22 protein-coding genes are annotated in these 26620 nt (G+C 66.3%); 5 read left to right on the plus strand and 17 right to left on the minus strand.

Going from position 1 to position 26620, the window contains the following annotated elements; translation table 11 throughout:
* The first annotated feature begins 5 nt into the window (after positions 1–5).
* Entirely contained in the window at positions 6–713 is a 708-nt protein-coding gene (locus tag P2PM1_RS13685) for a glutathione S-transferase family protein (protein ID WP_186399410.1), read from the plus strand.
* Positions 714–740: 27 nt separating this feature from the next.
* On the opposite strand, the gene P2PM1_RS13690 is transcribed toward P2PM1_RS13685, so the two are convergent.
* The 7 genes from P2PM1_RS13690 to P2PM1_RS13720 form a co-directional block, all read right to left on the minus strand.
* Positions 741–1982 carry a MalY/PatB family protein gene (locus tag P2PM1_RS13690; RefSeq protein ID WP_186399411.1) on the minus strand — a complete coding sequence of 414 codons (1242 nt, stop codon included), beginning with the start codon at positions 1980–1982 and terminating at the stop codon, positions 741–743.
* Positions 1960–3018: an NAD-dependent epimerase/dehydratase family protein gene (locus tag P2PM1_RS13695; RefSeq protein WP_186399412.1), complete on the minus strand. Its 1059-nt coding sequence runs from the start codon at positions 3016–3018 to the stop codon at positions 1960–1962. Before P2PM1_RS13695 ends, P2PM1_RS13690 begins: the two co-directional genes overlap by 23 nt.
* 90 nt (positions 3019–3108) lie before the next feature.
* Entirely contained in the window at positions 3109–4674 is a 1566-nt protein-coding gene (locus tag P2PM1_RS13700) for an ABC transporter ATP-binding protein (RefSeq protein ID WP_186399413.1), read from the minus strand.
* Complete coding sequence (locus tag P2PM1_RS13705; RefSeq protein WP_186399414.1) at positions 4671–5450, minus strand: ABC transporter permease; 780 nt, start codon at positions 5448–5450, stop codon at positions 4671–4673. Before P2PM1_RS13705 ends, P2PM1_RS13700 begins: the two co-directional genes overlap by 4 nt.
* A 90-nt stretch (positions 5451–5540) precedes the next feature.
* Positions 5541–6518: an ABC transporter permease gene (locus tag P2PM1_RS13710; RefSeq protein WP_186399415.1), complete on the minus strand. Its 978-nt coding sequence runs from the start codon at positions 6516–6518 to the stop codon at positions 5541–5543.
* 10 nt (positions 6519–6528) lie between these two features.
* Complete coding sequence (locus P2PM1_RS13715) at positions 6529–8103, minus strand: ABC transporter substrate-binding protein (protein ID WP_186399416.1); 1575 nt, start codon at positions 8101–8103, stop codon at positions 6529–6531.
* Between the two features lie 336 nt (positions 8104–8439).
* A complete protein-coding gene (locus P2PM1_RS13720) occupies positions 8440–9192 on the minus strand; it encodes a hypothetical protein (RefSeq protein WP_186399417.1) in 753 nt (250 codons plus the stop codon).
* A gap of 445 nt (positions 9193–9637) precedes the next feature.
* On the opposite strand from P2PM1_RS13720, the gene P2PM1_RS13725 reads away from it, so the two are divergent.
* Genes P2PM1_RS13725 through P2PM1_RS13735 form a run of 3 tightly spaced genes read left to right on the plus strand, consistent with a single transcriptional unit; the run spans position 9638 to position 11152 of the window.
* Positions 9638–9808: a hypothetical protein gene (locus P2PM1_RS13725; RefSeq protein ID WP_186386114.1), complete on the plus strand. Its 171-nt coding sequence runs from the start codon at positions 9638–9640 to the stop codon at positions 9806–9808.
* A 3-nt stretch (positions 9809–9811) separates the two neighbouring features.
* Positions 9812–10171 (plus strand): DUF995 domain-containing protein, encoded by a 360-nt coding sequence (locus P2PM1_RS13730; RefSeq protein ID WP_186399418.1) that lies wholly within the window; start codon positions 9812–9814, stop codon positions 10169–10171.
* A gap of 21 nt (positions 10172–10192) precedes the next feature.
* On the plus strand, positions 10193–11152 hold the full coding sequence (locus P2PM1_RS13735) for a hypothetical protein (RefSeq protein ID WP_186399419.1): 960 nt from the start codon (positions 10193–10195) through the stop codon (positions 11150–11152).
* Between the two features lie 254 nt (positions 11153–11406).
* Here P2PM1_RS13735 and P2PM1_RS13740 read toward each other — a convergent pair whose 3' ends face one another.
* From P2PM1_RS13740 to P2PM1_RS13785, 10 genes are all read right to left on the minus strand, one after another.
* The gene (locus P2PM1_RS13740; protein WP_208985270.1) at positions 11407–13218 is read right to left on the minus strand and encodes a thiamine pyrophosphate-binding protein; all 1812 of its coding nucleotides are present in this window, start codon (positions 13216–13218) and stop codon (positions 11407–11409) included.
* A gap of 109 nt (positions 13219–13327) precedes the next feature.
* Positions 13328–14875 carry a ribulokinase gene (locus P2PM1_RS13745; protein WP_186399420.1) on the minus strand — a complete coding sequence of 516 codons (1548 nt, stop codon included), beginning with the start codon at positions 14873–14875 and terminating at the stop codon, positions 13328–13330.
* Positions 14872–15882, minus strand: coding sequence for an ABC transporter permease (locus tag P2PM1_RS13750; RefSeq protein WP_186399421.1), 1011 nt, complete (start codon positions 15880–15882; stop codon positions 14872–14874). The genes P2PM1_RS13745 and P2PM1_RS13750 overlap by 4 nt, the downstream gene beginning before the upstream one ends.
* Positions 15879–16892: an ABC transporter permease gene (locus P2PM1_RS13755; protein ID WP_186399422.1), complete on the minus strand. Its 1014-nt coding sequence runs from the start codon at positions 16890–16892 to the stop codon at positions 15879–15881. The genes P2PM1_RS13750 and P2PM1_RS13755 overlap by 4 nt, the downstream gene beginning before the upstream one ends.
* Positions 16889–18406, minus strand: coding sequence for a sugar ABC transporter ATP-binding protein (locus tag P2PM1_RS13760; RefSeq protein ID WP_186399423.1), 1518 nt, complete (start codon positions 18404–18406; stop codon positions 16889–16891). The genes P2PM1_RS13755 and P2PM1_RS13760 overlap by 4 nt, the downstream gene beginning before the upstream one ends.
* A gap of 62 nt (positions 18407–18468) precedes the next feature.
* Positions 18469–19431, minus strand: a complete 963-nt coding sequence (locus tag P2PM1_RS13765; RefSeq protein WP_244301504.1) for a sugar ABC transporter substrate-binding protein — start codon at positions 19429–19431, stop codon at positions 18469–18471.
* 140 nt (positions 19432–19571) lie between these two features.
* Positions 19572–21155 carry a xylulokinase gene (gene xylB / locus P2PM1_RS13770; RefSeq protein WP_371636724.1) on the minus strand — a complete coding sequence of 528 codons (1584 nt, stop codon included), beginning with the start codon at positions 21153–21155 and terminating at the stop codon, positions 19572–19574.
* On the minus strand, positions 21127–22665 hold the full coding sequence (glpD, locus tag P2PM1_RS13775) for a glycerol-3-phosphate dehydrogenase (protein ID WP_186399424.1): 1539 nt from the start codon (positions 22663–22665) through the stop codon (positions 21127–21129). The genes xylB and glpD overlap by 29 nt, the downstream gene beginning before the upstream one ends.
* A complete protein-coding gene (locus P2PM1_RS13780; protein ID WP_186399425.1) occupies positions 22658–23485 on the minus strand; it encodes an HAD-IIB family hydrolase in 828 nt (275 codons plus the stop codon). Before P2PM1_RS13780 ends, glpD begins: the two co-directional genes overlap by 8 nt.
* Complete coding sequence (locus P2PM1_RS13785; protein ID WP_186386124.1) at positions 23485–24825, minus strand: sn-glycerol-1-phosphate dehydrogenase; 1341 nt, start codon at positions 24823–24825, stop codon at positions 23485–23487. The genes P2PM1_RS13780 and P2PM1_RS13785 overlap by 1 nt, the downstream gene beginning before the upstream one ends.
* A gap of 179 nt (positions 24826–25004) precedes the next feature.
* Here P2PM1_RS13785 and P2PM1_RS13790 point away from each other — a divergent pair, with 179 nt between their 5' ends.
* Positions 25005–26009, plus strand: coding sequence for a sugar-binding transcriptional regulator (locus P2PM1_RS13790; protein WP_186386125.1), 1005 nt, complete (start codon positions 25005–25007; stop codon positions 26007–26009).
* The last annotated feature ends 611 nt before the right edge of the window (positions 26010–26620 follow it).

Consider the following 26620-nt stretch of genomic DNA (forward strand, 5'->3'; position numbering starts at 1 on the left):
CTGCCATGCAGACAATTCTCTACAGCCTCACCGGAGCCGACACCCGCCGGCACTATTCGCCGCATGTGTGGAAGATCATCCTGGCCCTGCTGCACAAGGGTCTGGAGTTCGAGCTGCGGGCGGTGAGCTTCGATGGCATCGCCGGGATCGAGGACGGGTCCTTCCGCAGCGTTCCGGTCCTCAACGACCGCGGCCATATCGAGGGCGACAGCTTCGCCATCGCCCTCTACCTGGAGCAGCGCTATGCCGACCGGCCGAGCCTGTTCGGCGGCGCCGGCGGCATCGCCATGGCCCGTTTCCTCGAGGCGTTCAGCAAGGAGATGCTGCACCCGCCGATCTCCGCCGCGGCGATGCTCGACATGCACGCGATGATGTCTCCCGCCGACCAGGCCTATTTCCGCGCCGCGCGGGAGAAGCGGTTCGGCAAGACGCTCGAGGCCCTGTTCGAGACCCGCCATGCCGCGCTCGCCGACCTGCCGGCCCGGCTCGCCCCCTTGCGGGCGGTGCTGGCCCTGCAGCCCTGGTTCGGCGGCGAGAGGCCGCTCTTTGCCGACTACATCCTGTTCGGCGTGTTCCAGTGGGCCCGTGTCTGCACGCCCGAGCCAGTGTTGTCGCCGGGCGACCCCGTGCATGACTGGTTCGAGCGGTGTCTCGACCTGCACGGCGCGGTCGGCCGGTCGGTGCCCGAAGCCGAGGCCGCCACCGCGGCATGAGGCCGGCTGCCTCGCGGCCTGCCGGCCTCACCGGGTCCGGCAGGCGGCAACGAGGGCATCGACCAGCGGATCGAGAAGCTCCGGCGCCGCCGCGAAGTTGAACCGCGCGAAAGCCGTTCCGCCCGGCAGGAAGCGCTCGCCCGCACTGAGCGCGATCCGGCCCCGCTCGAGCAGCACGGAGGCGGCCGGTCCGGGCAGGTCCAGCGCCGAGAGATCCAGCCAGGCCATATAGGTCGCCTGCGGGGCGGCGAAGCCGATGCCGGGTGCCTCGGCGGCGAGGCGCCGCTGCACATGGTCGCGCGCCGCCTGCAGGTAGATCCGCAGGCGGTCGAGCCATTCATCGCCCCGCGCCCAGCCGGCAAGCGTCGCCGCCACACCAAAGGCATTCGCCAGGCCGAGCCCCTTGAGCGGGATCCGCGCCGCGAACCGCTGCTTCAGCCCGCCCGAGCCGAACTGCATCAGCCCGGTCGAAAGCGCCGGAATGTTGAACGCCTTCGTCCCGGAGACGAGCGTGACGGTGCACGCGCCGATCTCCGCGCCCAGCGCGGCGAGAGGTACATGCGCGCGTCCGTCGAACACCAGGTCGGCATGGATCTCGTCGCTGACGACGACCATGTCGCGCGAAAGGCACAGGCTGGCGAGCGCGTCGAGCTGCGGGCGCGTCGCGACATGGCCGGTCGGATTGTGCGGGTTGCACAGGAGCAGGAGGCGCGTGCGGTTCGGCAGGCGGGCGTCGAGCTCGGCCGCCGAGAGCGCCGGACCCTGGCCGTCGGCGCGCATCGGCAGCGTCGCGACCTGGCGCCCCTGGTCGAGCACGGCTGCCCGGATCGGCGGGTAGATCGGCTCCTGGATCAGCACGCAGTCGCCGGGATCGGTGAAGGCGGCGACACAGAGATAGAGCGCCTGCACCAGGTCGGCGACAGGCACCACGAGGTCCGGCTCGGGCTCGAACCCGTAAAGCGCCACCATCCGGGCGGCATGGGCAAGCGCCAGCGGGTGCGGCGCGCCGGTCGCAAGATGCGGCGGGTAGCCGTAGTCCCCGCGGGCGGCGACGTCGGCAATCGCCTCTTGCACGCAAAGCGGCGGCGCGAGATCCATCTCGGCGACGAAGGCCGGCAGCACATCGGCGCCATGGGTGGCCCATTTCATCGACCTGCGCTGGCGCAGCGCGGCCGGCGAGAGCCGGCTTTCGGGGGGCAGGAGCGCCTCCCCGAGCGGGGCGAAGGGCGGGCTGGGCGGCGCGTCCTCACGCGGTGCTGTCGGGTGCATGGTGGTCGCCTCGATCGGTGGACAGGGAAGAGGGCAGCGCCTCCGCAGACCGACCCGGAGCGAGCGCCGCGAAGGTGCGGGCGACCATCTCCTCGACGGGCGGCATGGCAACGCCGAGCGACTCGCGGCGGGTGAAGTCGAACCGGGTCGGCGGTTCGGGAGGTCCGGCGGGGGGCGCGGGCAGCGCGGAGGCCGGCACATGCCGGGCCATGATCCCATAGAGGTCCTGCCAGGTCCGGCTCTCGGTGATCGCGAAATAGCGGCCGCTTGCCTGCGGCTGATCGAGAGCTGCCAGCACCATCCGCGCCAGGGCGTCCGGATCGGTAAGCGACATGGAGCCCGCCGGGACCTGCCGATGCCAGCCGGGCCGGCCGGCGGCGAGATCGCGCAGCATCGCGAGGACATGACCCTCGACGTGCCCGGGCAGCAGCGGCGGCCCGACCACCATGCTCGCCAGCAGGATCGACAGACGGATCCCGGCCGCTTGCGCGAAACGCTGGGCGGCCTGCTCCATCGCCGTCTTCTGCGCCGCTCCGAAGCGGCGGGCGGCAAGCTGCGCCGCAAGATCGGATACGTGATCGATCTCGTTCCGGACGACAGCCGGGTCCTGCGGATCGGCGCTGGCCGTGCTGGAGCACAGCACGACGCGGCGGATCCCATGACGATGCGCCGCCGCCATCAGGCCGAGGCAGGCCTGTTCGAGCGGCTGCACGAGTTCGGCGGCGCCGCGCCGCGGATCGAGCTCCGCCTCAGGGGTTCCGTCCGCCGCCTGTCGCCGCGTCGGGAAACAGGCGATGCACAGGGCATCCGCCCCGCACAAGGCCGGATCGAAGGACGCCGGGTCCGTCGTGTCGGCCGGATGCAGCCGCAGCCGCTGCGCCGCGCCGGGAAGGGCGTAGAGGCGGGAGGGCTCCTCCGCCGCGTGCCAGGTGGCGGCCACCTCGTCGCCGCGTGCCAGCGCGGCGCGCACCACATGGGCGCCGACGAAGCCGGTTCCGCCGGCAACGCACAGACGCAGGGGAGGGCGTTTCGTCATCTCGGCTCCCACAAGGGGCGAAGGCATCGGCTCCGCGCGTGATCCAGTGTGCCGCTCCGGACCCGTCGGACCAGAGGCGCTGCGTGCATTTCATCCGTGCTCCGCACGCCCGCTCGCGACCCCGGCTCCGGCTCCAGGGCGCGACGCCGGCGCCGGGCCCCGGCGCTCCCCGTCAGGCAGTCGCATCAGCACACCCCCGGCAAGCGTGTGCCGCGCGCCGCCGAGCGTCGCCGCGACGGCCGGATCATGGGTGACGAGCAGCAAGCCCGCGCCCCGGCGCACGAGGTCCGCAAGCAGCCGCACGATCTGGTCACGGGTGTCCGCATCGAGCGCCGCGGTCGGCTCGTCGGCCACCAGAAACGCCGGCGCGCGCGCCAGCGCGCGGGCGATCGCGAGGCGCTGCGCCTCGCCGCCGGACAGCACGGCGACCCGTCGGCCAAGGAAATCCGCCGCCACCGGCAGTCCGACCTGCGTCAAAAGACGCTCGATCCGATCATCCGTCGCCGCGCGCGCGGCGCGGCTCGGCCAGGGCCAGACCCGCGCCGGCCGCCGCTCCGGGGCCTGCAGCACCTCGGCGAGCACCTCGCGCACCGTGAAATGCGGCGCCATCGCGCGGTGCGGATGCTGGCTGACCAGGGCGCAGGCAGCGCGAGGCAGCGCGAGATGCCGGCCCTTGCCGCTGCCCTCTTCCCCTTCCAGGACCGTAACCTCGCCCTGCTGCGGCGCGATCAGCCCGGCAGCCAGCCGCGCCAGCGTCGACTTGCCGCTGCCGCTCGGACCGCACACCGTGGCGCAGCCGCCGGACGCGATGGTGATCGACACCCCGTCGAACAGGCAGCGGTTGCCAACCGCGTGGCTGACCGCCTGCAGCCGCAGCCGCGCGGTCGCGCCTGCCCGGCATGGGGCGGATCCGGCGACATCCCGCAGCACCGTTGCCGGAGGACGCCGAGCGGGCAGGCCCGGCTGCAATCGACCGTTCTCGAGCCAGCCGGCGCGTGCGGCAAAGCGAGCGGCGAGATCGCGATCATGGGTGATGAGGATCTGCGCCCGCTCCTCCGCCCGCCTGGCGAGGCTGCGCAGCGCGCGGTCGCGGCTGGCGGGGTCGAGCGAGGCCGTCGGCTCGTCGAGGATCAGCACCCGCGGCCGCGGGATGAGCGCGAGGGCAAGCAGCACGCGCTGGATTTCACCACCGCTGAGATGGGCTGGATATCGGTCGTGAAGCACCTCGGGAAGATCGTAGTCCAGGCAGATCTCGCGCACGCTCCGCCCATCGCTGCCATGCACCGCGAGCATTTCGGCAACGTGGCCGGCAACCGTCAGATGCGGATTGAGCGCATCGCCGAGCCCCTGCACCACAAGGCCGATGGCGCGCCCGTAGAGGCGGCGCAGGCGGCGGGGTCCGGCGGCGAGCATGTCCGTGTCGCAGACGCGGGCCGCGCCGGCCCAGCGGGCCCCGGCGGCCGGCCGGCCGGCAAGCGTTTCGCGCGCGGCGGGCCTGCCCGGCAGAAGCCCGGTGAGCAGCCGGGCGAGACTGCTCTTGCCGCAGCCGGACGGCCCGAGCAGGGCATAGGTCTCGCCGGGCGAGACCCGCAGGTCGACGCGGTCGAGCAGCAGGCGTCCGCCGATGGCGAGCGACAGGTCGGTTACCTCGATCATGCTTCTGCCTCGGCGGCGGTGCGGCCCGACGGGTCGCCGGAGAGGCGCTGTATCGTCAGCAGGAACAGGGCCAGCGTCACCGCCGGAGGCAGCATCAGCCAGGCCCAGGCCGGCGTGGTGAGGTGGCCAAGGGCGTCCTGCATCATCCCGCCCCAGGTCGGCAGTTGCGGATCGACAAGTCCCAGAAAGCCCAGTCCGGCGGTCTTGAGCGCCGCCCGCCGGACGCTCTCAAGCGCCAACGCCCGCAGTTCCGGGGCGATCGGCGGCAACAGGTGCCGGACCGACAGGTAGGACCAGCCATACCCGACCAGCCGTGCCTGCTGCAGGCTCTCGCGGGTGAGTTCGCGCAGGATCAGGGCGCGCACCACCCGCACGTCGTCGTGCCAGTTGGTCAGGGCGAGCAGCAGCACGAGGGTGACGAGGCCCGGCTCGAGCGAGGCGGCCACCACCAGCAGGATCAGGATCGAGGGCAGGATCTGCAGGATGTCGACCAGACGCAACACCAGCGCCTGGACGATCCGGCCGCCGCACGCTGCGGCAAGACCGCCGAGGATCGCGAGCGCCAGCGTCGCCGCCGCAGCCAGGAACGCGATGGCGATCGAGTTCGGCGTTGCCGCCAGCAGGCCGGCCAGCACGTCCTGGCCGATATCGTTGGTGCCGAGAGGATGGGCGAAGCCGGGCGCCATGAGGATATCGGGCCCGGTCGCCGGCGGCGGCAGGCCGATGCCGGACACCAGCAGAACGACCGCGATGGCGAGACCAAGGCCTCGGCCCAACAGGCGGCGAAGCGCCGGTCGGCGGCCGGCCGGGCCGCGCTTCGGCGAATTTCGCTGGCGGCCAGGGGCCGGAACGCTGCAGACCATGGCTCAGCCCCTGCGCGCCAGCCGGCCGGCCAGTCCGTCGAGCAGCGCGTTCAGGACCAGGATCGCTGCGGCGAGACAGATCACCGCTCCCTGCAGAAGCGCAAGGTCGCGGGCGCGGATCGCCTCATGGATCACCAGGCCGATGCCGGGATAGGAGAACACGATCTCCACGAACAGGACGACGGAGAACTGGCCGGCCAGCGTGTCGCCGAGACGCCCTGCCAGCACCGGCGCTAGGCTGCGGGCGAGATAGGTGACGCGCAGCCGCCAGCCGGCGATGCCCCGCGCCCGGGCGTTGATCACGAAGGGCCGCAGCGACAGGGCAAGAGTCGCGCCGCGGCTCAGAAAGAAAAAGCGGACGATCTCGTGGGTGGCAAGCGCCAGCGCCGGCAAGGCCGCATGATGCAGCACCCCGGCAATCCTGACGAGGGGATCGGCGGGGGGAAGCAGCGCCTCCGCCCCGCCCAGCGGAAACAACGGGACCGCGACCGCAAGAAGCCACAGCAGCAGGATCGAGACGGCGTAGGGCGGCACGCTGCCCAGCGCCGACAGGCCGACGAGAAGGCCTCGGCCGAGCGGTCGCTCCGGGGCAAGGCCCGACTCGATGCCGAGCCAGGGCCCGATCAGCAGATAGATCGGAAAGGCGAGCAGCACGAGCAGGCTCGTCCACGCAAGGGCACCCGCCACGACCTGCGACACCGGCGCGGCATGGGCCACCGAAAAGCCGAGATCGCCGGACAGGAGCGCGGCGCAATAGGTCAGAAACTGCTCGCCGAGCGATCCACCGAGGCCCATCACCTGCCTCAGCGTCTCGCGCTGCGCAGCCGCAAGGCCGAGATCGAGGTCCGAGGCCCGCTGCAACTCGACCGGATCGCCCGGCATGAAGCGCGGCAGCAGGAAGCCGAGGGCAACGACCAGCAGCAGGGCGAGGGCCCGGTCGAGGACCATTCGGCCGGCACGAGACGGGAAGCCTGCCGCCACCTCGGCCTCCCTAGAGCGCGCCGGGACGGTAGAACAGCGACCTGTGCAGCGGGCTCGGAATGCCGATGGCGACGCCATCGGCCGGCATCACCGGCACAACGCGCGGCGAGTGCCCCGTCATCCACACGGGATCGACCAGCATCAAGGAGGGAAGCTGGGCGAGATAGAGATCCTCGAACTGCCACAGGAGGCGCTGCCGCTCGTCCGCATCGAGCGCCTCCGACTGGCGCCGGAGCAGGTCGCGCAAGTTCTGATCGCCGGGAAAGCGGTCGTGGCGCCAGTCGTCACCGACGATCCGCCGGCCGATCCCGTTGGGATCGCCGAGCGTGCTGGTCGACGCAAGGGCGAGGTCGAACTCATCGGAGGCCAGGCGGTCCTGCAGGGCGCCTTGCTCCAACACCGAGAGGGCGACCTTCAGCCCGAATCTTGCGAACTGGTCGGCCAGCGTCACCGCCAGTCGGCGCATGTCCTCGCCGACCACGAGCCGCAACGTGTCGGGCGCGCCCTCCGTCTGCCAATTGCCAGCCGCATCGCGCGTCCAGCCGGCCTCCGTCAGGAGACGCTCGGCCTGCTGCGGATCGAACGCGTAGCCAGGCAGCCCGCCATCCCGAAGCCAGCGCGAGCCTTTCTGGAAATAGCCGGCCTCGGCGACCTGCGCATGGCCCTGATAGGCAATGTCGGCGAGCGCCTGCCGGTCGAGCGCGTGAGCCAGCGCGCGCCGCACCGCGAGCGGGGCCAGAACCGGATTGCGGTGGTTGAACAGCAGGCGCACCGGATGCCCGCTCGAGGTTTCGATCACCAGCTTGCCGGCCGCCGCGACCTCCGCCGCTTTCGCCGGCATCAGGTTCGGCACGATGTCCGCCTCGCCGCGGATCAGCGCCAGCGCCGCCGCCTCGGGCGCGAGCCTGGTGATGACGACCGTGCTGAAGCGCGGCGGCCCCGCCCGGTGGCCGGCAACCGCCTCCAGCCGGTAGCGCCCCTGCGCCTTGTCGAAAGTCGCCAGCCGGTACGGTCCGCTGCCGGCCGCCGCCTCCAGGCTGGCGAACCGCTGCGGATCCTCGATGTCGCGATAGACATGGGCGGGCAGGACCGGCATGCCGGCGAGCACCTCGCCGACAAAGCCGGCATCCGGGCGCGTGAGCCTCAGGCGGAGCCGGGCCTCGTCCAGCGCCACCGCCTCGCCGATCGCCTCGACGGAGACGAAGCCGTGCCGGTGCCGGCGCAGATAGTCCACCGTGAAGGCGACGTCCTGCGCGGTGAGCGGATGTCCGTCCTGCCAGCGCGCCGAGGGGTCGAGATCGATGTCGTAGACGAGCCCGTCGCCGCTGGCCTGCCAGTGCAGCGCAAGGCCGGGCACGAAGGCGCCGGTCTCGTCCTTCTCCACCAGCGTGTCGAAGAGGAACCCGGTGTAGATATAGCCCATGCCGTCGCGCCGATGGGCGAAGGGCGCGAGCAGGCCGCGATCGCCGCGTGGATCGGCGATGACGAGCGGCGCCTCCGGCTCGGCGCGCAGCGCCGACGGCCCCGCTGGCAGGGCAAGGCTTGCGACAAGTGTCAGAAGAATACCGGCGAGTGGTTTGAACATCGCAAATGGCCCCCGTCGCGCCCGTGGACGGGCGCAGGCGCGTCGGAACCGCGGCGGGAGGCCGGGTCGCGCGCAGCAATCTGTCGCTTCGGTCTGGCTGGCGATGATCGCGAGGGATCGACTGGCTGGGCAGCGGGCGGCGGCGCGCAGCAGGTCTGCATGCCGGCCGGGACTGCGCCCGAAAGCTGGTTTTGATTAGCGCCTCGAACCCGAGGGGACCAGTCGGATGAGATGAGGACAGCCCTCGCAAAAACCGAGGGCATGGCCTGCCGCTCCGGAACGATCCGGCCCGAGAGCCGGATTCGGCTGACTTCCGCTGACTTCGGCGACAGCCCCCTACTCGTCCACGCGGATCGTGATCTGGTCCTCGTAGAGCATGAACCGCTCTTCGCCGGGCCGCGTGGCGGTGAACACGACCGCCCGTGCCGGCGTCGCGCCGCCGCAGGATCGGCTGATCCGGAACCCGACGCCTCCGTCCGACCAAATGCCCGTGGCGAGTTCCGGAAGGTACTCGAACGTCTCTTCCCAAGATGGTGGCTGTTCGCCGCAGCGTCCGCGCTTGGCATGGATCACGACCGACTCGCCAACCCTCACCTCGGAAAGCTCGCGCCAGTAAATGCGCTCACCGGTCATGTCGATGACCGGCTCGCCGGCCTCCGGCTTCTTCCGCACGGCGACTTGAGGCTCCGGTTTCTGCCAACCGATCAATCCGATCCCCATGCCGCCCACCAAGACAATCGCAACGGCGATTACAGCGGCAATCGGCCAGCGGCGCGAGCGACGGGACGCGCCGACGGTGATCCGCGGCGCAAGCTCCTGCAAGTCCGTGGCGTCGCCGTTCTTGTCGTTACCCTGCTCATTGGAGGGCTTGCGCCGTTGAGCCTCTTCGTAAAGCCGATGCCAATGCGGCAGGATATCGTCGCCGTCCTCGATCTGGAGCAACAGGGTCAGAAGCCGGAAATTGCGGCGATTGGGAACATGGACACCCTGACGCCAGTTGTTCAGGCTCTTGAGCGCCGTTTCGTGGGCCCCGTCCGTCCTCTTCCTGGTGAGGGCACAGTAGTCGCTGGCGAGGCTGCCGTTGTCCACGTGCCCCCGCTCCATGCACAAGGCATCGAATAGCCTGTGCCATTCTTCAATGCTCTCAAGTCTGCGCCCCATGCAGCCCCCAGGCCTGACCCTCGTCCGTCCTTTTTAGCCAGCACGCTGAAACCGGTCAACATGTTGATAATTATCGTTTAATTTCCTTGTCTTCCGATTTTTCCAAGCCTTCCAAGTTGGTAGATGACGCCGAATGCAGTCCTCCCTAAGAGCATGGTCGGGCAGCCCGTCACACGGGCTGTTGCTGGGCGCCTGCTTACAGGTTGAGGGTGGGCGGCTTGGACAATCCATACGGAAACCGGGAACCTCCATGACCAGCCGACACAGATCTTTTCTACGGCCTGCCGCTCTTCTCCTGGGTGGCCTTCTCGTCACGGCGGCGGGGACGTCCAGCGCACTCGCCTGCCGGGGTACGGCAGAATACCCCGCGGTCTTGCAGCAGCTTGCCGCCGCTTCACTGGCCGCCAAGCGCAAGGCCGAGCTGACGCGGCAACTGGAAGAGGGCCGCGTCCTGCACGACCGCGCCCATCGGCAGAATGACGCGGGTGCCATGCGGGAGTCGCTGAAGATCCTCGACCGCATCAAAGCCGCGCTGCCGAGGTAAGCGATGATGTTCCCGAGACTGTCACGCTTCGCCGTGCTTTTCGCGCTGAGCCTGATGGCCTGTCAGACCGCGGCGGCCGATAACGGCAACCGCCTCACCGCCGAACAGGTGCGCAGCGCCTTCATCGGCCGCGAATGGAGCCAAGGCCAGGGCACCTTCCTGTTCTCCAGAGACGGCACCTATCGCTATGCCGACAGCCGGATGACCGCCCAGGGCACCTGGCAGATGAACGACAACGGCGTCCTGTGTGCGACCAACAGCCATTCGGGCGTGCGGACTTGCTACACCTTCTACCGCGACGGCAATGGATACCGGTACTGGCACGACCGCGAGCGCCGGTACTGGCCTGCCTATCTTCGTTGATCCACGTTCAGGAGGAGAGCAATGAAAAACGTCTTCCTGGCGGTTCCCGTCGTTGCGGCGATCTTCGCGGCGCTCGTCAGCGGATCCGCGTTCGCCGCCGAGCCAAGTGAGAGGCAGATAAGAAACGCATTCACGTTCGATATTCCGCCGGTGTGGGACGTTAGAGACTTCAAGGTCGAAGCAACGCAAAACTTCGGAAGCAACATTGAACCGCTGTACAAGAGCCGGTTCAACGCGTCTATTGAAGTCAAGGAAGATACATTCGAGCCGCTGGGGCGGCTGGGAGATGTCTTAGTGTTGCGTCAGGTGCTTCCGGCGGGCCACGCCGTCAAGGTCTATGGCATTTCGTCCGCAACGCTCAATCAAGGGCAATGGGTGTTCGCATTCGATCTGCAGGGATCGCCCTTCGCCGCTGTTGGGGAGCCTCGCGGCGCCTTCTCTGGCCTTGCCGTGGTGCAAGGCTCGGACGAGCATACGGCTCTTGCGGCCCGTATCGAGCAAGAGCGGCAAGCCGCATTGGAGGCGGAGCGGAAGAGGGCTGCAGAGGAAAGGAAGGCGTGGGAGGAAGCCGAAGCTGCGCAAAGGAAACGGGTCGCCGAACATTTTTCATCGGTGGAACGCGTTCTTACGAGCGGGGTTGTCCTTCAAGGTATCTATATTGACGAGGGCACGTTAAGTCGCCAACGGCACCAGATCGAAGTGTCTTTTAGCGACTACGATGCAGCAAGCGGCACCTTCAAAGCGCGTATGACATGGCAGTCCGGTGCCATCTTGGCGCTGGATGGCAAGGCCGATGACAAGACGCTGTCAATGGTGGAAACTGCGTGGATTGCAAATCCAAGAGGGTCTGGCGTTGCCTTCCAAAGGTATGACGGAACCATATTGGGTCATGGGATAGATGGAATAACCTGCAGGAACGCGAATTTTGACGGACAATGCTCCGCCGCGGCAAGCCGATTTTCTCTAGGATTGCCGGAATAGCCATGAGGCGATGGTGGTTTGACCTTGCCCTTTCCTGCCAATCCAGCTCGAGGTTCGTTCTGGCCGTATCGAAAGGACCAGAACTGTAGTGCAGCCGTTTCGACGAGGAGCAGGAGGCGGGCGCAAATGACCGCTTCCCGGTAGAGAAAAAAGCGGGCCACGTTGGTGTGAGACGTGACCCGCAGTTGGTTCCGGGACAGAGGGCTGGGTCAGGGGCTCCGGAACTCCGGGAGCTTTAAACAGCCGGATCCCGATCAAAGATCCGGAGAGATCTTCCAGTCACGCAGCTTGTAGACCGTGCCCGGGCGTGGACGGGGCTTGTCCTCGGTTTCGCGCATGCGCCGCTTGAAAGAGTGGATAGGAGTTGCCCGGTCATCGATGCGCACCTCCACCACCGACGGCCCGTCATGGGCGAAGGCCTCGTCGAGGGCCGCACCAATGTCCTCAGGCTTCTCCACATAGATGCCCTTGAGCCCAAGGCCCGCCGCCGCAGCGGCATACCCTGGAACGCTGCTCTGGCTTTCCAACTCGCAGGACAGGACATTCTTGAAGAAGATCTCCTGCCACAGCTGAATCCAGCCGAGCTTGCCGTTGTTGATCACCACATTGACCACGCGCTGGTTGTACTGGGCCTGGGTGGCCAGTTCGCCGATGGTATAGGAGAACGCGCCATCGCCCGCGACCGTGACCACCCGCGCCCCCTCCGGGGCAATGGCCGCCGCGCCAATCGCGCCGGGAACCGAATAACCAAGACCGCCCTGCCCGCGGGCAAAGAGGAACTTGCGCCCCGGTTCGCGCGCCGGAATATAGCCGGAGATCCAGCCTGCCGAAAATGACGCATCGGAGACGACAATATCCTTGTCCCCCAGGCGCTTGTCGATTTCCGCCATGACGCGCGGCGGCAGAACCGGGATCTGGTCGGAGCGCATTTCCTCCGCCTTCGCCGCGTCGCACTCGGCCTTCGCCTCGGCAATCCGGGCCATCCAGTCCGGGCGGCTGTCCGCCATGCTCTCGCCAAGAGCTGCATCCAGCGCGGTAATGATTTCGCGCACATCGCCCAACAGCGGCACGGTGGGGCGGAAAGTGCGACCGTGTTCGAGCGGATCAAAGTCGATGGTGATCGTCGCCTGGTCCGGCTTGGGCAGGGTCCAGTTCATGCCCGTGTTCTGGCTGACCTTGGAGCCGCACCAGATCACCAGATCAGCCTCCTGAATGAGATCGATGGCGGCTTTCGAGCCGAGCGGATTGAGCACCCCCGCCGCGTAGCTCCGGGTTTCAGGCACGGAGCCCTTTCCCGACAGGCTGGTGACCACCAGCGCCCCGAGACGGTCGGCGAAGGCGGTGACTTCCTTTGCTGCATCCGAGCCATGCACGCCGCCGCCACAGACCAGCGCGGGGCGCTTGGCCTTGCGGATCAAGGCGGTTGCGGCGGCAATATCGCCATCGGGCGCGGTCGAGCGCAGATAGGGAATGCGTACGCTGCGATCATCGACGGTCGCCAGAAGCGTGTCCATGTCCCAGTCCGCATCGAAGATATCATGGGGAATGATCAGGGCGACCGGACCAGGCCGCGGGGCGGTGGCAATGCGCATGGAGGTGCGGATCAACTCCGGCAGCGCAGCAACCGACGGCACCAGGAAGGCTTCCTTCGAGCAGGTCTTGAAGAAGGCCAACTGGTCGAAACCCTGGCTGGCGATGCCCTTTTCCTTCAGCGGCAGCCAGTCGAGCGGCAATTCCCCAATAATGCCGACCAAGGGAATCGAGGCATTCAGCGCCTCCAGAAAGCCTGCGGGCAGCAGATTGGCGCCGGGACCGACGGTCACGTCGCAAATGCCCGGCTTGCCGGTCAGGCGGGCATAGGCATCTGCCGCATAGGCGGCGTTGCGCTCATCGCGCATGAGGATATGGCGGATACGGTCGGAGCGCCGGGAAATCCCGTCATGCAAAGCTGTGGTTTGCCCGCCGGGCATGCCGAAAACATACTCGACTCCGGATCGCGCCAGCATTTCCGCAACCAGATCTCCGATATGTGGTGCCATTGTCATTCCTTTCCTGTCATTTGACAAAGCTTGACCATTCCGCCGCCAGTCGAGGCGGAGGGTCCTTTGGGTTCACGCTAGAGGCCCGTCTATTTGGGCTGTTCTTGGTGGCGGCCTGGTCCTTGAGCAATCAGGCTCAAGGGCCCAGGGTGTCAGGCCGCATTGTCCGGGTCCGCTCCGCCATACGGTGCATCAGGGGCCTCAGGGCTTCGTGGGTTTCCCGGTAGAGGGCCAGCAGATCGCGGTAGGAGGCATGCCGCGACGGATCGGGCCGGATTTCCCGGTTGATCCTGACCATCTGGCGCGCTGCGCTCTGCAGGCTGTCATAAGCGCCAGCTCCGACAGAGGCGCCGATTGCCGCGCCCAAGGCGGTTGCATCGCCCACCTCGGGGATTCTCAGCGTCAGGTTGGTCGCATCCGCATGCATCTGCAGCCAGTAAGGCGTGCGCAAACAGCCCCCGGCCACGGTCATGCTGCCAATGGAAATGCCGTTGGCGGTCAGGCGCTCGATAATATTGGCCGTGCCAAGCACCACGGATTCCATCAGCGCCCGTGTGATGTCTGCGGCGCCATGCTTCATGGTCAGGCCCCAGACCGCGCCCTGCAGGTCGTAGTCGATGTAGGGATTGCGGTTGCCCTGCCAGAAATCCAGCGCGATCAGGCCATTGGCACCGAGCGGCACCTCCTCCGCCTCACGCATCATGCGCTCGAAATCGCTTTTCTCACGGCCAAAGGCCACTTCCTGCCACCAGCGCAAAATGCCGCCGGAGGACACCTGCCCGCCTTCCATGACGAAGAGATCCGGCACCACACAATCGGGATGCGGCCCGAAGATGCCTTCCACCTCGGTGTCGGCGTCTGTCATCGGCAGCACCAGATGGGACGTGCCGGTGATCAGCGCCGTCTCGCCGTCGCGCAGGGTGTTGAGCCCGGCCATGGCAACATAGGCGTCGGTTCCCCCGCAAACCGTCAGGGTCGAGGTAGTCAGGCCCAGAGCCTCCGCCGCTTCCGCGCTCAAGGGGCTGATGGGCGCGCCGAAGGGCAGCATCCAAGGAGGAAAGCGGCTCTCGATTCCCTCCAGCCCCACAGCCTCGAACAGGCTCAGCGGCCAGCCTCCCTGGCGCGGATCGTAGAACCAGCGGTTGATCGTGTGATTGAGGCCAAGGGTCAGTTGGCCGGACAGACGCAGCGCCATGTAGTCGGCCATCTCGACGAACCAGCGGGTGCGGGCATAGCGCTCTGGTTCCTGCTGCTTGATCCAGAGAATCTTCGGCAGGGCGGTTTCCGCGCTGACACCGCCCCGTGACCGGCGCAGGGCCGGATGGCCGCTGGCTTGGATCTGGTGCGCCTGCGGGGACGCCCGGTTGTCCATCCACAAGATCGCCTCGCCAATAGGGGACAAATTTTCGTCCAGAGCGACAAGCGTGCTGGAGGTGCCATCCGCGCAGATGGCGCGCACGCTGGCGGGGCTGACGCCCGCTTCCGCAACAGCCTCCCGGACGGCGAGGCAGGCTGCCTGCCACCAGCCTTCCGGGGTCTGTTCGGCCCGGCCCGGCTGGGGAAACCGGGTGGGATAGTCCTTGCTGGCGACGGCAAGGAGCTTTCCGTCCACGCCGCAGATCAGAGCACGGGCGCCGCCGGTGCCACAGTCCAGTCCGATGAACACATCAGACGATCCGCTCATTTTTCGCTCTCCCCGCCGCGGCTGCCATGATGGCGGCCGGCCCATGTGGCAACACCGAGGCCAAGCGCCAGCAGAACGCCTTGAATGATCTGGCGCTGATAGTCCGGCAGGCCGAGCAGAGCCGCGCCACTAAACAGAACCCCGAGAAACAGGGTCGCGGTCAGGGTGCCGAGAATGTTCGGTTTGCCGACATGCACCATCATTCCACCCAGCAGCACCACGGTCAGGCCGTTGATCAGAAAGGGGCCGCCGATGGTGGGCTGGCCGGAAGACAGGCTGGCCGCAAGCATCACCCCGGCCATGGCCGCGCAAAGGCCGGACAGGGTAAAAAGCAAGATCATCAGCCGGGTCACCGGCACGCCGACCGAGCGGACAGCCGCCTCGTTCTGGGCCATGGCATAGATGTAGCGTCCAAGCGTCAGCCGCTCCTGAATGTACCAGGCCGCCAGAGCCAGCACCGCCACCGGCAGCACGATTACCGGCACGATTGACAGGACAGGGGTATTGAGCATCCAGCCCAACGGCCCCGCATCGGCGATGCGGATCACGGTGCCCTTGCCCAAAGCGGCGGCGGCCGAAGCGCAGATGCCCGCCGTGGCGATGGTCACGATCAGGGCGGGCAGCCGCAATGCGGCAACGAGCCAGCCATTGATCAGCCCCGCCAGCACGCCGGTTCCAAGGGCAACGGCTATCGCTACGCTCCAGCCGTAGCCATGAGCGAGCAGCGCTGCCGTCATCATGTTGGCGAGAGCTGCGACCTGCATGAAGCTGACGTCAATCTGTCCTGCCGCGATCACCCAGGTCAGTCCCAGCACCATTACGGCCATGATGGAAAAGGAGCGCAGCATGGAAATCATGTTGGTGCTTTCCACCAGTTGCGGTCGCACCGAGGAAATGGCCAGCGTCAGCAGCACGAGCACGGCGACAAGCCAGAGGTTTGTTATTGTTCGGGCAAGCTTGCGCGCACGCGGGCGTCGAAAGGCGGGGTCCGGATAGGCCATGGTCATTCCTGCCACTCCCTCTTGTTGTTGGTCCTGCCGCTGCCCCGGAAGAACACCGCAAAGGAGCTGGCCCAGTTGCGGGCGAAACCGGAGAACGCCACCACACCCATGAGCAGGATGAGGCTGACCACGCCGTCGCTGTAGTAGTAGGGCACGCCCAGAAGCGAGAAGCCGTCGAGCAGCATGGTGATGAGCAAGATGCCCGCGAACGTCGCCAGCACGGAGGTGCCGGCCATCATGGCCGCGCCCAGGAAGACGCCCGCATAGGCCGGCATCATCAGGTTGGCGCCCTTGTTGGTCTCCGCATTGCCGCTTTCCGCCAGGATCAGCAGCACGGCCAGCACAGTGCAGATGGCGCAAAGCACATAGGCCAGAACCACGTAGTTCTTCACCTGGATGCCGGAGTAATGGGCTGCCACGGGGTTTTCGCCGGCCGCATAAAAAGCATGGCCCGTTCGGGTGCGGTGCATGACGAACCAGGCCGCCGCATAGACCACGACCAGGAACCACAGCGACACGCCCAGCCCCAGGAAGCGAGCATCGTTCAAGTCGGTGATGCCGCTGGTGAAGAAGTTCTGAAAGATCGACCGGCCGCCCGTGTAGAGAAAGGCAAGGCCAGCGCAGACAGAGCCGGTGGCGATGGTCGTCACGATATCGGGCATGCCGAAACGGCTGATGGCAACGCCGGAGACCATGCCGATCAGACCGCCGGTCACAATGCCTATGGCGACAGCGGCCCAGAGCGGATAGCCCGCCGCAATGACCGCCCCCATGGTCATGGCGGTGAAAGCTGCGACCCCGGCAATCGACAGGTCGAACTTGCGGACCACCACCACGAAGGTCAGGCCGAGGGCCGCAAGGCCGTTGGCCGCCATGTGGCGGGCGATGCCGGAGAGGCTGGCGTGAGACAGGTAACGCGGCTCGGCGATGGTGAACCCGGCAGCCACCAGCACCACCAGCAGCAGGAAGACGAGCGCCCGGCCCCAGATGGAGGGAAGGGGAGACAGAAGTTTCATGCGTGGAGTTCCCCCATGATGCCGGCCATCAGCAATTGGTCGCGGGTGAAACCTTCCGGCCCCGGGTCGACCTGACGGCCCTTGTGCATGGCGATGGTCCGGTCGGCGACGCCGTTGACCTCGTCGCAGTCGCTGGAGAACACGATCACCGCCGCCCGTAAGGACAGCTCCCGGATCAGCGCGTAGATCTTGGCCCTTGCGCCAATGTCGACACCGACCGTCGGCTCCACAAAAATGTAAAGATCCGCTTCCCTGTAGAGGCCCTTGGCCAAAACGAGCTTCTGCTGGTTGCCCCCGGAAAAGTCGCTGGCCGCCGTGGTCAGGCTCGGCGGATGCAGGGCCATGGCGCGGGTGATCTCGCTGGCGTCCTGGCGCACCTGCCTGCGGCGCAGCATCCAGCCGCCGCCGCTGGCGCGCTTGAGATTGGCCAGCGGCACGTTGAACAGGGGCGAGCGGGTGAGCGTCAGCCCTTCCGTGCGCCGGTCGCCGGGCACGAGGAAAATGCCCGCATCAAGCGCTTCACGGGGAGATTTCGGCGCCAGGGTCCTGCCCTTCAGCACCATCTCGCCTTCTTCCGCAGACTGAACGCCGTAAACCGCTTTCGCCAGTTCTTCCGCGCCCGAGCCGACCAGCCCGAAGATGCCGACCACCTCGCCCTTGCGGGCTTCAAGGTGAACGTTGCGAAAAGCGCCCGCACTGCCAAACCCCTTCAGACTGAGGACGGTCTCGCCAATCTCCAGCCCCTCCGGGCGGGCCGGGAACACATCGCCGATTTCCTCCCCCAGCATCAGCGTCGCCAGAGACTGGTCCTGCCGCCAGGCCTCCTCTACGCTCATCCGCGCAACGCAGGTGCCGTTGCGGAAGACGGAGAAGCTGTCTGCGATGGCGAACACCTCTTCCAACTGATGGGTGATGTAGATCATCGAAATGCCCTGGGCGCGCAGTTGGCGCATGAGCTTGAACAGGTCCTCCCGCTCCACCTCTGTCAGGGTCGAGGTCGGCTCGTCGAGGATCAGAACCTTGATGTCATCACTGGCGATCGCCTGAAGCACGGCCACGGCCTCGCGCTCGACGGCGGGCATCTGGGCCACGGGCTTGGACAGATCCAGCGGCACGGAGAACCGGGCCAGCAGCGCCTTGGCGCGCTTTTCCAGCGCCTGACGGTCGACCCGGGCAAACAGGCTGCGGCCGGCGCTTTCCCGGCCCAGAAAGATATTGTCGAGACCGCTCATGTCCGGCACCAGCTCGGGATGCTGCTGCACCGTCGCAATGCCCGCGCCGATGGCGTCGTTCGGCCCGCGGAAGTGCACATTCTTGCCAGCGATGCGGATGCTGCCGCTATCTTTCTGGATGATCCCCGAGAGGATCTTGATGAATGTGGATTTGCCTGCGCCGTTGATGCCCAGAAGCGCGTGGATCTCGCCTGCCTCGACGCGGAAATCCACGCCGGTGAGGGCCATGACCGGACCGAACCTCTTGGACACGCCGGACGCCTGAAGGATAGGCGTTCCCATGAGCCTTGCTCCCTTTCGTTCGAGAATCCGCGGAGCCAGCAATGGCCCCGCGGACTTTTCCGTCACAGAGCGCGGGTCCAGCCCAGCTCGGCCGCACGGCCCGGCACGTCGAAATCGTCCGGAATACCGTTGGTCAGCATTTCCTGCGTCACGGCGTAGGTCGGGGTGATCACCAGGCGGGGCGTGTTGCGCCCGGCGAGCTTCTCATGGGCGTAGAACACGCAGGCATAGGCCATTTCGTAGAAGCTCTGCGCCATGGAGAGCTTCAGCGGCGTGCCGCCCGCGATATAGTTGAAGGCCTGCGATCCGCCGTCGATACCGGTGATGATCAGATCGTTGCGGCCTGCGGCGCGAGCCGCCAGCGTGCCTTCCACGGCCGCCCCGTCCCAGGCGCACCAGATGGCATCCACGTCCGGATTGGAGGTGAGGATGTTGTCCACGGCCTGCCGGGGCGAAATGTTGCCTGCCAGCGCAAAAGCCCATTCGGCCACCACCTTGATGTCCGGATAGCGGCGCAGGGTCCATTCCATGCCCAGGGTGCGCTGATCCCAGCTCTCGTTCTGCGGCAGCATCACACGGGCAATCCGGCCCTTGCCGTTCAGGGCCTTGCAGATGTACTCGCAGGAATATTGTCCCATGCCGAAGTTGTTCGACATGGCCGTGGTCACCACTTCCGCGCCCGGCACCGCGCTGTCCGCGCAGAAGACCGGGATACCGGCGGCAATCGCCCGCTTGACAGCCGGGGCAATGGCGGCCGCATCCGCCGGAGTGATGAACAGGGCGTCGGGCTTGGTTGCCACCAGCGAGTCGATCTGGTCGGACTGGACGCGGGCATCAAACCCGGCGTCGGTCGCATTCAACGTACCGCCCAGGTCGGCAACGGCGGCCCGGAACCCGTCCTGCAGGTGGCGGCCGGAGTCATAGGTGGTCCAGCCCAAAGCGGCGGCAAAGTTCGGATTCGCCCCTTCCGCTCTGAGGCCCTTCGGCCACAAGGCAGCCGCACCGGCAAGCGCCGCGGTGCCCATCATGAAGGTCCTGCGGTCGAAACCGGATACTGTCTTTTCCTCGGTCATTCCTGATCCTCCTCCACTTTTGCCCGCCCGCGCATTTCGCCGCGCCGGGCCTTCCTCCCGCTGCATCCGTCTCCTCCCGGAGGCAGCCTTCCTCAGCAAAGCCCGGTAAACGCCTCCCAGCGTTCAAAGGCTTGCGCATAGCTGGCCGCAAAGGCCGCTTCCGGCTCAACGACACCCCGGATGGCGGGACGCTTGAGAATCGCTTCCGGCGGCATGTTGCTGGCGGCGATCATGCCCAGCCGGGCCGCGCCAAAGGCCGCGCCAAGTTCGCTGGCTTCCGGCAGGTCCAGTTCGACACCAAGGCTCGTAGCCAGCATCGACATCCAGACACGGGACCGGGACCCGCCGCCGATGGCGAGCAGCCGCTTCAGGTCCGTGCCGCTGGCACGGAAGGCGTTGGCGCATTCCAGCACCGCAAAGGCCACTCCCTGCATCACCGCCTGGGCCATCGCCGCATCGTCATGCTGATGGGCCAGGCCGAGAAAACCGCCCCGGATTGCCGCGTCGTCCCGTGGTGACCAGCAGCCATCCAGAAAGGGGACAAAGAGCAGATCCGTTGCCGGGCGCGGCTTGTCACCGACAAGGGCTGCAAGTTCCGCCGGGCTCTTCTTCAGCCGGGCGGACAGCCAGGTCAGGCAGGATGTTGCCGACAGGACCACCGACATCTGATGCCAGCGGTCAGGGACCGCATGGCACAGGGACTCGATGGCCGCTCCGCCGGCATTGCGCGGCGTGTTGTTAGCGACGAACAGAACCCCGGAGGTGCCGAGCGAAACTGTGCCCTCACCATCCTCGATGACACCGGTGCCGCAGGCGCCGCAGGCATTGTCGCCGCCTCCTCCCGCGATCACGGGCCGCCGGTGCATGCCCCAGCGGCTGGCAAGTTCGGGCAGAAGCACCCCGGAAACCGCTGTTCCTTCGCAAAGACGCGGCATGTGCGACCGGTCAAGGCCACAGGCCGCCAGCATCGCGTCCGACCAATCCCGGCGGGCAAGGTCGACCCACATGGTCCCGCTGGCATCGGCCATGTCCGACACCATCTCCCCTGTCAGCCGCAGGCGGATATAGTCCTTTGGGAGCAGCACCTTATGGATACGGGCGAACAGCTCGGGCTCGTGGCGGCGCAGCCAGAGAAGCTTGGAGGCGGTGACGCCGGGGGTTGGCTTGCGCCCGACCCGGTCCAGAAGGTCGGGGACCGCGGCTTCCAGCTCCCGGCATTCTGCGCCGGTGCGGGTGTCGTTCCAAAGGATCGCCTGCCGCAGCGGCTTGCCGTCCTCGCCCAGGACCGTTGCGCCATACATTTGGCCGGACAATCCGATGCCTTCCACGGCGGCGAGCTTGTCAGGATGGCTGGCGGCCAGAGCATCCAGCGTCTCGGTGACGGCGTCCCACCACAGGGACGGATCCTGCTCGGACCAGCCCGGATGGGCGCGAGTGACGGAGAGCGGGCGCGATGCCGCTTCGGCCACCAGTTTCTGCTCCCCGTCGATCAAGATCGACTTCACCCCGGACGTGCCAAGGTCGATGCCTAAAAACATGATGTCTCCTCCCAGTTCCCGCCGCCCCCACGGCAGGTGAACTCTCATGTCCCTTGCTGCTTCTCTTGTCTGCCAGTCCCCCTGTCTTCCCCCTTGTCTTCCTGATTGCTCAGGCCCTGCGCGCGGCTGCTCCCGCACCCGTCTCCTCCAGGAAGTGATCCAGCGCTTCGATCTCGTCAGGGCGCATGCGCAGACCCAGCTTGCTGCGCCGGAAGACGATATCCTCGGCGCTGACAGCCCATTCAGCCTCCTGCAGGTAGCGGACCTCCGCCTCGTGCAGGCCCGCACCGAATGCCTGTCCCATCTCCTCACGGGACCGGGCATCTCCGATGGCGGCTCCCGCACGGGTCCCGTACTGGCGCACCAGCCGCACGGTCTCAGCCCTGCTCAGGAACGGGTGATCCTTCTGGAACTTGTCCACCACCGCATCGAACTCTCCGGGCGCAAAGCCGCCCCCTGGCAGCGGAAACCGGCCAGTCCAGCCCGCAGCGAGACCGCCCCTGGCAGGTTGGCCGATACGGGAGACGATATGCTCCATCGCAGCCTCTGCCAGCCGTCTGTAAGTTGTGATTTTCCCGCCGAAAACAGAGAGAGCGGGCGCCTCCTCGCGGCCGTCCACCTCCAGCACGTAATCCCGGGTTGCTTTTTGGGCTTCCGAGCTGCCGTCGTCATAAAGCGGACGCACGCCGCTGTAGGTCCAGACCACGTCCGCGGGCGTGACCGGCGTCTTGAAGTAGCTGCTTGCCAGACCGCACAGATAGGCGATCTCCTCCTCCGAGGCCGCCACCTTGGCCGGATCGCCCGGATAGTCCCGGTCCGTGGTGCCGATCAGCGTGAAGTCATCTTCATAGGGAATGGTGAAGACGATCCGCCCATCCGCATTTTGAAAGATGAAACAGCGGTCATGGCTGTAGAGCTTGGGCACCACGATATGCGAGCCCTGCACCTGGCGGATCCGACCTTTCGGCGGTGTCCCCGCAATCTCCCGCGCAACGGCATTCGCCCAGGGGCCGCCCGCGTTGATCAGCATGCGGGCGGTGAGGGTCTCTTCCCGTCCGGTCAGCAGGTCACGGGTCGTCACCCGCCAGCCACCGCCCGGCAGCGGTTTGGCGCTGGTGCAGCGGGTGCGCGAGCGGATCACCGCGCCGCGCTCATGGGCATCGCGGGCGTTCAACACCACCAGCCGGTTGTCCTCCACCCAGCAGTCCGAATATTCAAAGCCAAGGGTCAGATCGTCCCGCAAACCCTCTCCCAGCGGGGACCGCTTGAACTCTACCTTCGAAGTGCCCGGCAGCAGCTTCCGCCCGCCCAGGTGATCGTAGATGAAGAGGCCGAGGCGTAGCAGCCAGGCGGGGCGCATGCCCTTGGCGTGCGGCAGCACGAAGCGCAGGGGCCGGACGAAATGCGGCGCGATGCCCCACAGAACCTCCCGCTCGACCAAGGCTTCACGCACCAGGCGGAATTCGTAATGCTCCAGATAGCGCAGGCCGCCGTGAAGCAGCTTGGTCGAGGCGGAAGACGTCGCTCCGCCCAGGTCCCCCTGCTCGCACAGAAAGACGGAATACCCCCTGCCCACCGCGTCGCGGGCGATGCCGCAGCCATTGATGCCGCCGCCGATGATGGCCAGATCGTAGCGCGTCTCAGGCATGGTTCAGCTCCGCTATCCGCAGGGAGCCACGCGCTTCAAGAATGCGCTCGGCGATCTGCACGAAGCCACCGCCGCCTTCGGCATCCGCCACATAGGCAGGCGGGTTGAAGCTGGCCGGATCAAAGTCCCGGACATTCGCGACGCCACAGGAATTGACGAAGAAACCGAACATCGGCCCGTCGTTCGGGCTATCGCCCGCAAAGACGATCCGGTCCCCGTCCCGGTCGATATCGAGACCGAGAATGTCCTTGGCAAAGATCCGGGTCATGGACAGCTTGTCGTAGTTGCCGAACCAGCCGTTCACATGGATGGACGACAGTTTGGCCACCGCGCCGGCCTCGGCGAAGATATCAAGAATGCGCTGGACCTGATCTTCCGGCAGCGGGGGAACGTCCTCGCAAAAGTCGATGGCCAGATCCGCCTCGCGGTAAAGCTGGTCGGAGGCAATGCCCGCACCGGGAACCTCTCTCAGGATCTTCTCACGAAGGGCTTCGAGCTTGGCCCTGTTGGCCCGCCGTTCTTCACCTGACGCAAAGAACTTCTGGCGCATGACACGGGCATCCCGGTCATACGAGAAATAGAAGGCGCCATTTTCACCCACCACACCGGCCACAGGCCAGAAGCGGGCAATCATGTCGCACCATCCTGCGGGGCGGCCCGTGATCGGCACCACCGCAAGCCCCGCCTGAGCCAGCTTTTCCAGCGCCTGGTAGGCGGCGGCGGGCAGTTGGCCATCGGTGGTCAGCGTGTCGTCGATGTCGGTCAGCACGGCCACGCAGCGCGCCAGTGCCCGGTCATCCATGTCGCGCAGGGGTTTCATCAGACGGTTTCCTCAATGAAATCTTCCAGAATGCCCATGTCCGCAGCCATATCGAGCAGGGAGTAGCGGTCGCGCATTTCGCGGCAATAGCGCAGGGCATCCGCATAAAGCTGCCGGTCGAGACCGATTTCCTGGGGCGTTGCCCCGCCGCCGGCCGCTCTCAGATGCGCGGCCATTTCGTCCGCATCCAGCATCATTGCGCGCAGGGTCCGGCGCAGCTCCGGCCAGAGCTCCGCAAGGCGCGTGTTGAAGGCTGCCGCTGCTGCCTCGTCCATCGCCTTGGCCCGGCTGGCCTCAAGGCAGTCTTCGACGGCCGCGTCGGGATAGCGGGCGCGGATGGCGGCCTCATCCGGCTGCCAGGGCTTCACTCGGGGCGCTTCGTCCCTGGACAGGATCCGGTCTTGCAAACGGGCCATGGTGATGGAGGCGACCCCCACCTGCTGTCCATGCACGGTGCCTGGATGACGGCTGCCTGCGAAACTGTCGATCCAATGGGAAATCTGGTGCTCGCCCATGGAGCCCGGATGGCTCATGCCCACCACTGCAATGCCGAGGCCGCCGAGGGTCAGCAAGCGCTGCAGATAGCCGATGGCCTCGTGGTCCCGTGCACCAAGTCCGGCGGTGCGCTCCAGCACCGCCCGCTCATCGTCCTGCTGCAACACATAGGGTGCAGTGGCATAGCGTGTGCTGAGCATGACATGAGAGAAATACCAGTCTACCTGGGCTGTCGGCCGGCACAGGCTGTCGCCCAGCCCTGCCCCGATCAGATATTGCGGCGCTCCGGCGGACACAGCGATGTCGATGAAAACCCCCTTGGCCGCATGGGCGTTGCGAGTGGTCTTCAGGCCGGAATCGAGCGTGATCGAGGCCGTGGATGAGGTGTATCCGTTCATGGAGGGCGCGGTGCCGAACACGCTGTAGGACCGGCCGTCGAGATAGGTCGCGTATTTGCAAAGGTCGTTGATCGTGCCGGACCCGACAGCCACCAGCGCCGCGTGCTTCTTCGTCCGCTCCTGAAGGGCGCGGACACAAGCCATGTCTGCATGGGGATGGTCGAGAAGCACAAGCTCGGCCCGGTTGCCGATACGGCTGGCAATGCGCGAGCCCATGGCATCGGCCGTATGGCTGTCACAGACCACCGCATAGCTTTCCGCCGGCATCACGCTGTTCAGCATGTCCGGCGCGGCCTCGGCGAACCCGTCACCAATGTCGATGTGGCGGAAGGGAACGGAAACGGGAGCGCCCGTGTCCGGGTCACGCCACCGGCCTTGCGTCACGTCGCCGATAAGGGCGTTCCAGCCCCCGCTCAGCGCATGGCCTGTCATGCGCGGCACGTTCATTCACCCCTCCCAAGCTTGAACCCTGCCTCTTGTATGAAAGTTGCCAGTTCTAGTTGGCATATGTCAATGACGTATTTCAGAATTATGTGGCATATGCCAAAAAATGCGGGAGGCCGCTCTAAACAATGGAAACCGGCGCGAAAATCTGCCAAGGACGGCTCAGGACGGAAGGAGCCTGCATGTCGAAGAAGTACAATCAGGGGAAGAGCACGGCGGAGGTCCGCGGCGGCGCACCACGACGGGCAGTGCCCTCGCAATTCGCCATGGACGAGGTGCTGTGGGCGGCCTGGCTCTACTATGAGCAGGGCTACAAGCAGGACCAGATTGCCGAGGAGCTGCGCATATCCCGCGCTTCGGTGTTCAATCTGCTGCAACGGGCCAAGGATGAGGGCGTTGTGACAATCGCCATCGACCCGACCCGCATGGCGCGGATCGAGATGGCGCAGAAGCTGTGCGAAAAGACGGGGCTCAACGAGTGCTATCTGCTGCCGCATGCGGGCGGGGCCGCGCCGCTGACAGAGCTGATCGGCCAGCTCGGCGCCCGGGTTCTGGAAACCCGCCTGCAGCCGGACGACACTATCGGCGTTGCCTGGGGCCGCACTGTGCTGAGCCTGTCCCGCACCCTGACCCCAGGCCGCTTCCCGGGTATCACAGTCGCCCAGACCACCGGCAGTTCTGCGGCGACCTTCGACTTCTCACCGGTTCTGTGCACGTCCAACATCGCAGCAAAGCTGAATGCTCGCGCCGTCAACCTGCATGCGCCGGGCGTGGTGTCGTCACCGCACGTGAAAGATATCCTCATGGCGGAACCGGCCATACGCGAGCATTTCGAAATGCTGCGACACTGCAGCAAGATCCTTTTTGGCGTGACCCAGTTGACCGGCCCCACCCTGTTGGTGCAGGGCGGTTTCATGACCCAGGAGGAAATCCAGTGCTATCTCGACCTTGGCGCGGTCGGCTTCGCCTCCGGCTATTTCTTCAATCGCGATGGAGAGATCGTGATCAGCGAGTTCGATGAACGGCACATCACCATGGACGAGGAGGAAATGTGCAACGTGCCCGAGCGCATCTGTGTGGGAGGCGGCCCGGAAAAAATCGAGGCCATCCACGCCATGCTCCAGTCCCGCCTTGCCAGCATCCTCGTTACCGATGAAGCCACAGCCTTGGGCATCCTCAGTCTTTAAAGGGGACCAGAACCTTTTCACACCTCGATGTCGAGGGCGGCGGTGAAGAGGCGGTCCAACTGCCGTGACAATGGCCGATTATCAGTGGCCGATTATCATTGGCCGGCCGAAGCGAACTGCCCCCGGGGCACCGATCACAACGCCACAGCGGTCGGCGTCGGGCGTGTCGATGTCCTCAATGTCGAACGGGCTGAGGCGGCGCATCCGGCAGGGCTTTCTCAGTTCATTCTTTGTTCTAAATTTGTGCCAAAAACGACGAAAGCCCCGTCCGTGAGGATCGGGGCTTTCGTCTGAAACGTTGATTTTCTTAGGTATTCTGGTTGCGGGGGCGTGCAATCATCATTACTTGCGACCGCCCTCCCCTCTTCACGCCACGCTGCTCCAGATGGACACGGCGCTCCTTGGAGAATTATTTCGCACAGCAGCGTAGGGAACAGACTCAATGATCCCACATGTCGAGTTGTGCTTTTATCGGCGTACCTATGCTTCGACGACGATCATTGTCGATTGGGGTCAAGTCAGCAAACAAAGAACTTCAGCTGTCGACGGGTAAAGGGTCGATTGCACTCCTGCAGAAAATCGCAAGATGGTGCTGGTAGCCGAACACGTGC

This window comes from Stappia sp. P2PMeth1 (genome assembly GCF_900185735.1).
In the GTDB taxonomy this organism is placed as follows: Bacteria; Pseudomonadota; Alphaproteobacteria; order Rhizobiales; family Stappiaceae; genus Stappia.